Source organism: Cobetia sp. 2AS (assembly GCF_029846355.1).
Taxonomy (GTDB): domain Bacteria; phylum Pseudomonadota; class Gammaproteobacteria; order Pseudomonadales; family Halomonadaceae; genus Cobetia; species Cobetia amphilecti.
This window is the reverse complement of the sequence record NZ_JARWKQ010000003.1, coordinates 366,260-378,316: the sequence shown is the minus strand read 5'-3', so window position 1 is coordinate 378,316 and position 12,057 is coordinate 366,260. Positions and strand designations below refer to the sequence as shown.

11 protein-coding genes are annotated in these 12,057 nt (G+C 61.3%); 8 read left to right on the top strand and 3 right to left on the bottom strand.

Annotated elements, in window-relative coordinates; genetic code table 11:
- Window positions 1–202 precede the first annotated feature (202 nt).
- The 4 genes from QD356_RS11440 (at window position 203) to QD356_RS11425 (ending at window position 4,792) form a co-directional block, all read left to right on the top strand.
- Window positions 203–811, top strand: coding sequence for a TetR/AcrR family transcriptional regulator (locus tag QD356_RS11440; RefSeq protein WP_192838561.1), 609 nt, complete (start codon window positions 203–205; stop codon window positions 809–811).
- Window positions 812–918: 107 nt separating this feature from the next.
- Window positions 919–1,653, top strand: a complete 735-nt coding sequence (locus QD356_RS11435; RefSeq protein WP_192838562.1) for a hypothetical protein — start codon at window positions 919–921, stop codon at window positions 1,651–1,653.
- Window positions 1,654–1,945: 292 nt separating this feature from the next.
- Window positions 1,946–2,953, top strand: a complete 1,008-nt coding sequence (gene dusA / locus QD356_RS11430) for a tRNA dihydrouridine(20/20a) synthase DusA (protein WP_192838563.1) — start codon at window positions 1,946–1,948, stop codon at window positions 2,951–2,953.
- Window positions 2,954–3,394: 441 nt separating this feature from the next.
- Window positions 3,395–4,792: a peptide MFS transporter gene (locus QD356_RS11425; protein ID WP_054555363.1), complete on the top strand. Its 1,398-nt coding sequence runs from the start codon at window positions 3,395–3,397 to the stop codon at window positions 4,790–4,792.
- A gap of 127 nt (window positions 4,793–4,919) precedes the next feature.
- Here QD356_RS11425 and QD356_RS11420 read toward each other — a convergent pair whose 3' ends face one another.
- The gene (locus tag QD356_RS11420) at window positions 4,920–5,945 is read right to left on the bottom strand and encodes a succinylglutamate desuccinylase/aspartoacylase family protein (RefSeq protein WP_043333116.1); all 1,026 of its coding nucleotides are present in this window, start codon (window positions 5,943–5,945) and stop codon (window positions 4,920–4,922) included.
- A gap of 233 nt (window positions 5,946–6,178) precedes the next feature.
- On the opposite strand from QD356_RS11420, the gene QD356_RS11415 reads away from it, so the two are divergent.
- From QD356_RS11415 to QD356_RS11400, 4 genes are all read left to right on the top strand, one after another.
- Window positions 6,179–6,949, top strand: coding sequence for a sulfite exporter TauE/SafE family protein (locus tag QD356_RS11415; RefSeq protein WP_234368262.1), 771 nt, complete (start codon window positions 6,179–6,181; stop codon window positions 6,947–6,949).
- Window positions 6,950–7,064: 115 nt separating this feature from the next.
- Window positions 7,065–7,406 carry a DOPA 4,5-dioxygenase family protein gene (locus QD356_RS11410; protein ID WP_043333117.1) on the top strand — a complete coding sequence of 114 codons (342 nt, stop codon included), beginning with the start codon at window positions 7,065–7,067 and terminating at the stop codon, window positions 7,404–7,406.
- Between the two features lie 132 nt (window positions 7,407–7,538).
- Window positions 7,539–8,030: a CreA family protein gene (locus QD356_RS11405; protein ID WP_043333118.1), complete on the top strand. Its 492-nt coding sequence runs from the start codon at window positions 7,539–7,541 to the stop codon at window positions 8,028–8,030.
- Between the two features lie 191 nt (window positions 8,031–8,221).
- Window positions 8,222–8,713, top strand: a complete 492-nt coding sequence (locus tag QD356_RS11400) for a pyridoxamine 5'-phosphate oxidase family protein (RefSeq protein ID WP_043333119.1) — start codon at window positions 8,222–8,224, stop codon at window positions 8,711–8,713.
- Between the two features lie 174 nt (window positions 8,714–8,887).
- Here the strand turns inward: QD356_RS11400 and adhP are convergent, their stop codons facing one another.
- The gene (adhP, locus tag QD356_RS11395; protein WP_192838564.1) at window positions 8,888–9,916 is read right to left on the bottom strand and encodes an alcohol dehydrogenase AdhP; all 1,029 of its coding nucleotides are present in this window, start codon (window positions 9,914–9,916) and stop codon (window positions 8,888–8,890) included.
- 330 nt (window positions 9,917–10,246) lie between these two features.
- Window positions 10,247–11,767, bottom strand: a complete 1,521-nt coding sequence (locus QD356_RS11390) for an aldehyde dehydrogenase family protein (protein ID WP_192838565.1) — start codon at window positions 11,765–11,767, stop codon at window positions 10,247–10,249.
- Between the last annotated feature and the right edge of the window lie 290 nt (window positions 11,768–12,057).

The window sequence follows — 12,057 nt, the reverse complement described above, 5'->3', positions numbered from 1 at the left end:
CAGGGCAAGATATGAGCAAACGCTCAAAATAACGCCTGACCATCCGCTGCACTGCGTTGTCGGGGAACACACTAGCTGGATTTGAGCGATCATTCAAGTTAAACTTGAGTACTCACTCAATACCTTGCTCCTTGCAGACCGCCCGCTTCGCCAAGCCGCGCGAAGACAGGCGTCACTCGCGAGCCCCATCGTCAGGACAGCCATGCCACGCGCGACCTTGCACAACCGCCAGGATTCCCTCGAACGGGCGCTAAATCTCTTCTGGCAGAAGGGCTTTCATGCCACTTCGCTGAAGGATATCGAGCACGCGCTCGACATGCGTCCCGGCAGCATCTACGCCACCTTCGGCAGCAAGGATGGCCTCTTCCAGGAAGCGCTGGACTGCTACTCCGCACGCAGCCTGCGCGAGATGGAAAGCCTGATGGCCAGCCACGACTCGCCATTGACCGCCCTCGCCACCTATATCCGCAAGCTCGGCGGACTGCGCGACTGCGAGGTGCCGTCCCGCGCCTGCATGCTGGCCAAGAGCCTGCTGGAACTCGGCGAGCGCGAACAGGCCGCCCGCGACAAGGTCGAGATGCTGCTCGCCAACATGGAAGCCCGCTTCCGTCAGGCCTTCGCGGACGCCCGCGACGCCGGTGAACTCATCGACCCCGAGCGCCCCGCGCACCTGCCGGAACGCCTCGGCCGCCGACTGCAGGCCGAAGTCATGGGCCTGCGCGCCTATGCCCAGCGTGAAGGCGAAAGCGAAGCCGTTCGCCAGCTCGCTGAAGACATCGCCCAGGATATCGAGGCGCTGAGATTAAACTGAATCATTTCTGTTATTTTATATCTCACTCAGCTATTTGTAATCTATTGCAAAAATAACTAAATCTAAACATTGAGATCAGTTGAAGAATCATAATCAAGGAGAATGACTTGCCTCTTATAAAAGAATTAATGATTATTACTGCGCTTTTAGGGCTATATGGCTGCACTAATATACAAAGACATGAAATGCCTGCATTGCAAGATAGCACCATCAATTTAAAAGATGATGGCATGCTATTAACAACCATAGAATTTAGTAACGCCTTTATGCCTAAGAAAGAAAAAGACAAAGAGCAAGCCATTACATCAATTTCAATTCAATCTATTGATTTATCAAATAACAAAATCACTGACCATATATTCAAGCCTGATACACTAGGAACTAAAGAGACGACAAAATTCACAAGATATTACCTTAGAATGCAATTGCCAGCCGGTAAATATAGATTTAGAGCTGCTATAGTTACTGAACATTGGCCGTTTCCACTCGACAATACTTATGCCATAGCCCCCTTGTTACTCGATACAACAGTAAATCGCGGAAAAATCAGTTACGTAGGAAATATATCAGTACAACTACACGAACGTAAAGATGGTGAGAGCAGAGCCTCGTACAGGCCACTACCACTAACAAATGTACATTCAGGCTTCTACACTGGTACTTTTAAAGTAGAGGTTAAAGATGACTATGAGATAGCTATAAACGACTACAAGAGATTATTCCCCTCTCTAACACATGCAAACATCTCTAAAAGCATACTTCCAAAATATAGCTACGAAAGAACTTATGAATGGGCAGCTAGCCCTGGCCTAAATGTGACAAAGCCTGCTTATACACAATAAAGATTGTTGCTACTCTCAGTTAGCTAAGATTGTATTATCTTGACTGGCTGAGAGCTATAATCTTATACAAAACCAAAAGCCACAACAGCCACCTCCAATATAAGCTTAGAAAACTTAACCTAAATTACAATATAAGTGATATCCGCAAACCCATCGAAACTGCCTGCAACAAGCCATGAATACGCTTACATGAAGCTAATTTAAGGTGTATACTTTCACCTAGACATAAAATTTAGACGTGACTTATTATCCTTTTTAAACTTTACCACCAGCCGATATGACTGCCATGCCGATGACACCGATTGACCGCACCTTTTCCGTTGCGCCGATGATGGAATGGACGACCCGTGACTACCGCGCCTTCGCGCGCGTGTTGAGCCGTCGTACGTTGCTGTACACGGAGATGGTGACCACCGGGGCATTGCTGTTCAATCCGGACCGCGAGCGCTTCCTCGGTCACGACGAGACGGAGCATCCGCTGGCGCTGCAGCTGGGTGGCAGCGACCCACAGGCGCTGGCCGAGTGTGCGGCGATCGCCGAGAGCTGGGGCTATGACGAGGTAAACCTGAATGTCGGCTGCCCGAGCGATCGCGTGCAGAACAACATGATCGGTGCCTGTCTGATGGGCCATCCGGAGCTGGTGGCCAGGTGTGTGGCGGCGATGCAGGCGCAGGTGAAGATTCCGGTGACGGTGAAGTGTCGCATCGGGATCGATGATCAGGATGAGGACGCCGATCTCGAGCGCTTCATCACCACCGTGGCCGATGCCGGCTGCGACACCTTCAGCGTGCATGCGCGCAAGGCATGGCTGCAGGGCCTGTCGCCGAAGGAGAACCGCGATGTGCCGCCGCTGAACTACGGCCGCGTGCACCGCCTCAAGCAGGCGCATCCGTCCTTGCATATCGGTATCAATGGCGGCCTGAAGCTGATGGATGAGCTGCACGAGCAGCTGGAGCACGTCGATAGCGTGATGGTCGGCCGTGAGGCGTACCACAACCCCTGGTTGCTGGCGACGGTGGACAGCGAGCTGTACGGCGAGGCCGAGAATCCGCACACCAGCCGCCACGATGCGCTGCGTGCCTTCCGCCCCTACATCGAGAAGCGTCTCGCCGAGGGCGTGCGCCTCAACCACATCAGCCGCCATCTGCTGGGGCTGTTCCAGGGTCAGCCGGGTGGCCGTCAGTTCCGCCGTCATGTCTCCGAGAACGCCCACAAGCCGGGCGCGGGCATCGAGGTCATCGATGACGCCATGGCGCGCGTGCCGGAGCACCGCCCTGAGGCACAGGTCGAACAGGCCTGATCGAGCTGGCCTGTTCGCGCCGCTTCTGCTCTCTCTTCTGCGCTCTCTTGAGAGCAGCGCTTTCAAGAGACAGTCCCCCGACACCCGGCCCTCGCGCCGGGTGTCGTCGTCTCGGCAGTCAGCAAAGTGACGGCACAGCACTGTCAGGCGTGACACCAGGCGCAACCCTGCGTCGCCATCTAAGCTAATAACCCCTTAAATACCAACAACATGCATGACTTTCGTTTGATTGTCTGACAAAGCCATCTCACGCAGAATGGCTGACCATACGGACAACAACCGGTCTCGACATCGTCACGCCATGCTCGCGTGATGTCAGCCACACAACTGCTCCGTCATCGGCGATTCCTCCACAGTCCTCCTCTGCAGACCTGTGGGCCGGTCCATGCAGTCCCGTCATCCGGGCTGCGCTGCTTCTGCTGACACTTCCTTCGAGGTTCCATGTCCACACACTCCCCTACCGGAGCCAACAGCCGTGAGCTGTTCGGGCATCCGGCCGGACTCTATCTGCTGTTCTCCACGGAACTGTGGGAACGCTTCTCCTACTACGCCATGCGTGCCCTGCTGGTGCTCTATCTCACCGATGCCGTCACCAGTGGCGGTCTGGGCTGGAATCAGGGCGACGCCCTGCAGCTGTACGGCATCTTCACGGGCCTGGTGTACATCACGCCGATGTTCGGCGGAGCGCTGGCCGACAACTGGCTGGGCGCCCGCCGTGCGATCCTGATCGGGGGCCTGATCATGGCGGCCGGGCAATTCGTGCTCGCCGTGCCGCCGGCCATGAGCGGCCTCGACCCCGAGATGCTGCTGTATGTCGGTCTCGGCCTGCTGATCGTCGGCAACGGCCTGTTCAAGCCCAACATCTCCACGATGGTCGGTGATCTCTATCAACAGGGCGATCATCGCCGTGATGGCGCCTTCACCATCTTCTACATGGGCATCAACATCGGTGCACTGCTATCGGGCATCGTCGCGGGCTCCATGGCCGAAGGCTATGGCTGGAACGCCGGCTTCCTGGTGGCCGGTATCGGCATGCTGCTGGCGGTCGCCATCCAGCTCATCTTCGCGCCGCGCCATCTGGGTGACCTGGGGGTCGAACCCAGCGCCCGCCGTGAGGCACGCCTGAGCAAGAGCAACAACCGCAAGACACCGCTGAGCCGCGAAGAGCGTGACCGCATCAAGGTCATCATGGTGCTGGGCCTGTTCACCATCCTGTTCTGGGCCGGTTTCGAGCAGGGCGGCGGCCTGATGGCGCTGTATGCGCAGGACTACACCGACCGCATGCTGATGGGCTTTGAAGTGCCGGCGGCCTGGTTCCAGTCACTCAATCCGCTGTTCATCATCCTGCTCTCGCCGCTGCTGGCGGGTCTGTGGACGCGCATGGACAACCGCGAGCCCAGCTCGCCGGTCAAGTTCGCCTTCGGTCTGATCGCCCTCGGCATCGGCTTCGTGTGCATGATCGGTGCGGTACTGGAGCAGAAAGCCGCAGGCAGCGCCTCGATGATCTGGCTGGTCGGCGCCTTCTTCTTCCACACCCTCGGCGAGCTGTGCCTGTCGCCGGTGGGGCTGTCGATGGTCACCAAGCTGTCACCGGTGCGCATGGGCGCGCTGATGATGGGTGCCTGGTTCGCCTTCGTGGCGCTGGCCAACTACCTGGCCGGGATGATCGGCTCGCTGGTCGGCGAAGCCGGAGCCATGAGCGTGTTCGGCGGCATCGCCATCACCGGCGTGCTCGGCGGCCTGCTGTTGCTGGTGTTCGCCGGCAAGCTGGTGGACTGGATGCACGGCGCGGAAGCGCGTCATGACGGCCCGCTCGAGACCCAGACCAGTCACGGCTGAGTGCTCTGTATCTGTGACTATCGCTGTCGACCAGACGACAGACTGCTGCAACGCAAACGCCCCGCTCAATGAGCGGGGCGTTTGCGTTATCACTGCCAGCAACAGGACCGTAAAGGGCGTGAAGCGCCTAGATGGAGTCGGGCACGAACAGCTGCTGGAAGTTGTCGACGGCGCTCTCGGCATCGTCGATCGCATGGAAGCGCGCCACGTGGTAGAGCGCCTCGCCCTCATTGGCCAGCGGCAGGTTGGCCATGCCGATGATGATGCCATCCGCGGGTGACAGCACCTCGCTTTCGCTGTTGCCGAAGGGGTCGGCCACGATGCCCAGCACCTGATGCTTCTCGACGCGGTCCCCCAGGCCCACGCGGCTCTGGACGATGCCATCGATGGAGGCCCGCGCCCAGCTGGAGCCGTTGGACATCTCCACCGCGCGCGAGCTGGGCTTGCGGTCGCGGTCCTTGGCCAGCATGCCGATGGAGCGCATCACGCGCTTCACGCCGCTGACCCCCGGGCGAATTGCCCACTCATCGAAGCGCAGTGCCTCACCGGCCTCATAGGTGATGACCGGCACGCCGCGCTCGCTGGCATAGGCGCGCAGACTGCCCTCGCGCAGCTCGGCATTCAGCAGCACCGGCGCGCCGAAGGCATCCGCCATCTGACGCGTGGCATCACTGCCCGTCATGGTGGCGCGGATCTGCGGCAGGTTGGTGCGATGAATCGCGCCGGTGTGCAGGTCGATGATGTGGGTGGCCTGATCGGCGATCTGCTCACGGAACAGCGCCGCCACCCGCGAGCCCAGCGAGCCGCTCTCGCTGCCCGGGAAGCAGCGGTTGAGGTCACGGCGGTCCGGCAGGTAGCGCGTGTGCTGCACGAAACCGAACACGTTGACGATGGGCACCGCGATCAGGGTGCCGCGCAGCCGCGCGAGGCTGGAACTCTTGAGCAGCCGCCGCACGATCTCGACGCCGTTGATCTCGTCACCGTGGATGGCACCGCACACCAGCAGCACCGGGCCGGGCTGACGGCCATGCACCACCTCGACGGGGATGTGCAGCGGCGCATGGGTGTAGAGCTTGGCGACAGGCACATCGACCTGGGCCCGCGTTCCCGGCGCGATGCGGGTACCGCTGATTTCAAATGGAGCGCGTGACATCGCCACCTCAGAGATTGTTCGACCAACGAGCGGCAGGCACTGCGACATGCCCGCCAGATCAGGCTACTCGCCCAGTGTCTCGAAAGAAAACACTGTGCGACATGCGCCTTTTAGCGCATTGGTGCGCCAAGGGAAAGACTTCATTGCAGCGTGTCGGGATGAAGCGCGGGCAGAATTGTTCAACAATGGGCCTTCACGACTCACCTTGCCCGCCCTCTCGACATGAGATGCCCGTGACCGATTCTCTCGACGCCCTGCTGACACTGCCCGATTACTCTGCGCTGGCCTGGAGCGCGATCATCTTCTCGACCTACCTGACCGGCATCTCCAAGGGCGGCTTCGCCGGAGGCTTCGGCTCGCTCTCGGTGCCGCTGATGGCGCTGGCCATCGGGCCGCTGGAAGCCGCCGGTATCCTGCTGCCGCTGTTGCTGGTGATGGACTTCCTGAGCTCTCGCGCCTGGTGGGGCAAGCAGCTGTGGTCGGAGGTGCGCATCATCCTGCCCAGCGCCGCCATCGGCATCGCGGTGGGCGTGGTGCTGTTCGATGAGCTGGACGAGAACATGATTCGCGGCCTGCTGGGCGTCATCTCTCTGCTGTTCGCCGCCTATATGCTGTTCAAGCCCACTGCCAGGAAACCGCTGCCCCGCTGGCTGGCCATTCCTGCCGGGGCCACCGCCGGCTTCACCAGCTTCTTCGCCCACGCCGGCGCTCCGCCCTACAACCTGTACATGATTCCGCGCCAGCACCCCAAGGAGACCTTCATCGCCACCACGGTGATCATCTTCGCTGGCATGAACCTGATGAAACTGGGCCCCTACGTGGCGCTGGGCGAGATCAACCTCACCAGCCTCTCCACCTCGCTGCTGCTGGTGCCGGTGGCCTGGGCGGGGGTCAGAAGCGGCCTGTGGCTGCAATCCCGCGTCAACGAGAAGCTGTTCTTCCGCCTGATCATCATCGCGATGGCGCTGGTGGGTGTGCAGCTGATCTACAAGGCCTGGGGCTGACGGCCACAAGGCCCATCACGCCCTGACGACCACTGCCGCCAGCCATTGAAAACTCCCGCCACGGCCCTTTAGGCCGAGCGCAGGAAGCCCCCTTGAGAACGATCGAGACAACGCCATGACACACCACATCAGCTACTACCACGCCCATCTCTACTACACCGATGAGCAGAGCCTGGCCGCCGCTCGCGAACTGGCGGCTCAGGCCGAGCAACGCTTCACGCTGCGCGTCGGCCGCTTCCACCAGCAGCCGGTCGGCCCGCACCCGCTGTGGAGCTGTCAGCTGTCCTTCCTGCCTGAGGAATTCGGGCGCATCATCCCGTGGCTGGCACTCAACCGCGGCTCGCTGGATATCTTCGTGCACGCCGGCACCGGCGATGACCTCTTCGATCACACCCAGGGCGTGATGTGGCTGGGCAACTCGCATACGCTGAATCTCGCGGCCTTCGCCAGCGAGTGAGGCCGCGGCAAGCATTGAGCCCGCGGCAAGCATTGAGGCCGCGGCAAGCATTGAGGCCAGGGCAATGGTTGACGCCCACCGCGGGTCTGACACGCTATCATCGCCTGACACCACTGACTCAAGGATGCCCCCATGACGCGACTGCGCCGCCTTTCCCCTCGTGCTGCCCTGCTGGGTGTGATCGCCTCAGGCCTGCTGCTGGCCGGCTGTGATGACAACGAGGTCGGGGATGTCTCGCTGGGCCTGTTCACCACCAAGGACATCAAGATCGAGAGCCTGATCGACCCCAAGGTGCCGGGCGTGACCTGTCACCTGAGCAACATCGAGGCGGACCTCGACTTCTCCGATCCCTCCGACATGAGCATCGCCTGCCGCCAGACTGGCCCGATCACGGCGGAGATGATCGCCGACATCGACACCTCCAAGAGTGGCGAGGAGGTCTATCGCAAGTCCAAGAGCGTGCTGCTCAAGAGCCTCAAGATTCGTCGCATTCTGGATCGCGACTCCCAGAGCCTGCTCTATATCGCCTACAGCACCAAGGAAACCAGTGGCAGCTTCAAGCATGCACTGAGCAGCGTGCCGCTGTGGGGCAGCGACGCCTGGCAGGCACCGGCAGCGCAGTGAGTCGCCTCGGTGCCTGAATCAAGCGCCGACTCATCAAGCTCTGATCCATAAAGCCCTGACTCAACAAGCCCTGACTCATCAAGCGAAAGCTTCACCATCATCCCTTGAAGTTGTGGGCTGTCGCTCCAAGGTCTTGTGCAACGGCTAGCCAGCCGGATTTTCATTCGCATGACGCAAAGGAGTGACACACGATGTCGAGCCCGGAGCACAAGCAGAAGATCTGGAAGCTGATCAAGGATGTGAAGGTCGGCATGTTGGTGACGCAAGGCGATGGCATGCCCCACGCCCGCCCGATGCATCTGGTGCAGGATGACTACGACGGCACCCTGTGGTTCTTCACCCGCGCCAGCGCCGAGAAGGTGTTCGAGGCCAGGAAGGACAGCGAGGTCTGCCTGAGCTTTTCCGATCAGGATGATGGCGTCTACGTGTCGCTGAGCGGTCATGCCAACCTGCACCGCGATCAGGGCCTGATCGACAAGTTCTGGAATCCGTTCGTGGCCGCCTGGTTCCCGGAAGGCAAGGATGACCCCGACGTCACCCTGCTGGAGATCTCGGTGCAATCCGGCGAGCACTGGAAGGCCAAGGAGAGCAAGGCCTATCAGCTCTACGAGGTGGCGCGCGCCAACCTCGACAAGGACCACACCCCGGACATGGGCGAGAACGAGAAATTCGGCACGGTGTAAGCAGAAGCCCGAGCTCGTCAGAGAGAGCTCTTTGCAGTGCCCGCGTGAGAGTCAACGCGCACGGCCATGCCAGACACGACAACGCCAGCCCACGGGCTGGCGTTGTCGTGTCTGGCAGCCTGCCGTTTCCAGCAGGCTTGTCATCGGTGGTGAGGATTCAGGTCAGCGAACGGCTCAGGCCTTCATGTCGAGCACGATGCGCCCCTCGATCTTGCCGTCGATCATGCGTCCGAAGATGTCGTTGATGTCCTCGAGCCTGCCGGTCTGCACGGTGGCAGCGACCTTGCCTTCCGCGGCGAAGTCCAGCGCCTCCTGCAGGTCCTGACGCGTGCCGACGATGGAGCCACGCACCGTGATGCCATTGAGCACGGTGGAGAAGATCGGCAGCGGGAAGTCGCCCGGCGGCAGGCCGTTGAGCACCAGGGTGCCGCCACGGCGCAGCATGTTCTGGGCCTGATCGAAGGCCTTGGGCGATACCGCCGTCACCAGCGCCCCATGCGCGCCGCCGATCTCGCGCTTGATGACGCTCGCCGGGTCTTCCTTCATGGCATTGACGGTCACGGTCGCGCCCAGACGGCGGGCCAGTTCCAGCTTGGCATCATCCACATCCACCGCCGCCACGTTCAGGCCCATGGCACGCGCATACTGCACCGCCATGTGTCCCAGCCCGCCGATGCCCGAGATCACCACCCACTGGCCGGGGCGGGTGTCGGTCATCTTGAGCCCCTTGTAGACCGTGACCCCGGCGCACAGCACCGGCGCGATCTCCACGAAGCCCACGCTGTCCGGCAGGCGGCCGACGTAGCCTGCGTCCGCCAGCGTGAACTGGGCAAAGCCGCCATTCACCGAGTAGCCGGTATTCTGCTGGCTCTCGCACAGCGTCTCCCAGCCGCCCAGGCAATGCTCGCAGTGGCCGCAGGCCGAGTAGAGCCAGGGCACCCCGACACGGTCGCCTTCCTTGACGTGGGTGACGCCCTCGCCCACCGCGGCGATGATGCCGACGCCTTCATGGCCGGGAATGAACGGCGGATTGGGTTTCACCGGCCAGTCGCCATGCGCGGCGTGCAGGTCGGTATGACAGACCCCGGAGGCGGCGACCTCGACCAGAATCTCGCCACGTCCCGGGCGCGGTACCGCGACCTCCTCGATCACCAGCGGTGCACCGAATTCACGTACCACGGCGGCTTTCATGCTGCTATCCATGACGTACTCCTCATCCATTGAAGACTGACGAACATTCAAGAAAGACGGACATTCAAGACAGACGAACCTGCAGAGTTGCGGCGGAGAGTTGCGCCAGAGAGTGTGGGCTTGCGCCTGCATGCGCCAGCGCCCATGCCAGCGTTTTTCCAGCGTTTTTCCAGCGCCCGAGCCTGCGCCAAGCTTGCCTCTCCATTGAAACCAGACGCAGCGCTCCCTGCCCTGCGCCAGATCAAGCAATCGGATCTGGCGCGGGCATCGATGTCATTTTCTCAAGCAAGAATCGCGGGAGGCGTGCAGCGCCACCGGTCGCGGTGACGCTGCCAGCCAGGCCTAGAAGAAGCCGAGCGGATTGATGTCGTAGCTGACCAGCAGGTTCTTGGTCTGCTGGTAGTGCTCCAGTGCCATCTTGTGGGTCTCGCGACCGACACCGGATTTCTTGTAGCCACCGAAGGCGGCATGGGCGGGATACTGGTGGTAGCAGTTGGTCCACACGCGACCGGCCTGGATGCCGCGCCCCATGCGGAAGGCGACGTTCATGTCGCGGCTCCAGACGCCGGCGCCGAGACCGAATTCGGTGTCATTGGCGATGGCCAGTGCCTCGGCCTCGTCACGGAAGGTGGTGACGGCCACCACCGGCCCGAAGATCTCTTCCTGGAAGACACGCATGGAGTTGTTGCCCTTGAGCAGGGTCGGCTGGATGTAATAGCCGTTGGCCAGCTCGTTCTCCAGCTGCTCGCTGCTGCCGCCGGTGAGCACCTCGGCGCCTTCCTCACGGGCGACATCCATGTAGGACATGATCTTGTCGAACTGCTCGCGGGAAGCCTGGGCGCCGACCTGCACGTCGGTGTCCAGCGGGTTGCCGCGCTTGATGGTCTTCACGCGCTCCATCACCCGGGCCATGAAGTCGTCGTAGATGCTTTCCTGGATCAGGGCGCGTGACGGGCAGGTGCACACCTCGCCCTGATTGAAGAACGCCAGCACCAAGCCTTCGGCGGCCTTGTCGATGAACTCGGGTTCGGCATTCATGATGTCGGCGAAGTAGATGTTGGGTGACTTGCCGCCCAGCTCCACCGTGGAGGGGATGATGCTATCGGCCGCGCACTTGAGAATGTGCGAGCCCACGGGAGTGGAGCCGGTGAAGGCGATCTTGGCGATGCGCTTGCTGGTGGCCAGCGCCTGACCGGCCTCGGCCCCGTAGCCGTTGACGATATTGAGCACGCCCGCCGGCAGCAGATCGCCGACCAGCTCCGCGAGCACCAGAATCGAGGCCGGGGTCTGTTCCGCCGGCTTGAGCACCACGCAGTTGCCGGCCGCCAGCGCCGGGCCGAGCTTCCAGGCCGCCATCAGGATCGGGAAGTTCCACGGGATGATCTGCCCGACCACGCCCAGCGGCTCATGGAAGTGATAGGAGACGGTATTGGCGTCGATATCCGCTGCGGTGCCTTCCTGGGAGCGCAGGCAACCGGCGAAGTAACGGAAGTGGTCCGCCGCCAGCGGAATATCGGCGTTCAGCGTCTCGCGCACCGCCTTGCCGTTGTCCCAGGTCTCGGCGACGGCCAGCATCTCGAGGTTCTGCTCGATGCGATCCGCGATCTTGAGCAGGATGTTGGAGCGCTCCTGCACCGAGGTCTTGCCCCAGGCAGCGGCTGCCTTGTGGGCGGCGTCCAGCGCGAGGTCGATATCCACCGCACTCGAACGCGGGATACGGCAGAAGGCCTCGCCCGTCACCGGGCTGACATTGTCGAAGTACTCACCCTTCACCGGCTCGACGAAGCGACCGCCGATATAGTTGCCGTAGATATCCTTGAACGTGACCAGCGCATCGGCGCTGCCCGGGGAGGCGTAGATCATGGCGAACTCCTGTTGGCCGGATTCACGAGTGGCGCTCGTGATCGACGGCCTGTTGTTGTCGTTGCTGCGAAGTCGTTGTCGTTACTGAAAAGTCGTTATCGTTGCTGAGAAGTCGTTGTCGCTGCTGAGAAGTCGTTGTCGTGTCAGCGAAACGCCTGTGTTGGCCCTTCTGCAGTGGCCCCGTTGGCGCTGACCCGCTGCCCGATCCATCAAGAGGTACTTGATCAGGCGACTCTCACAGTCTTGACCACCGACGCCAATCGCGACATGCCCCCATGGGCGGAGACCGT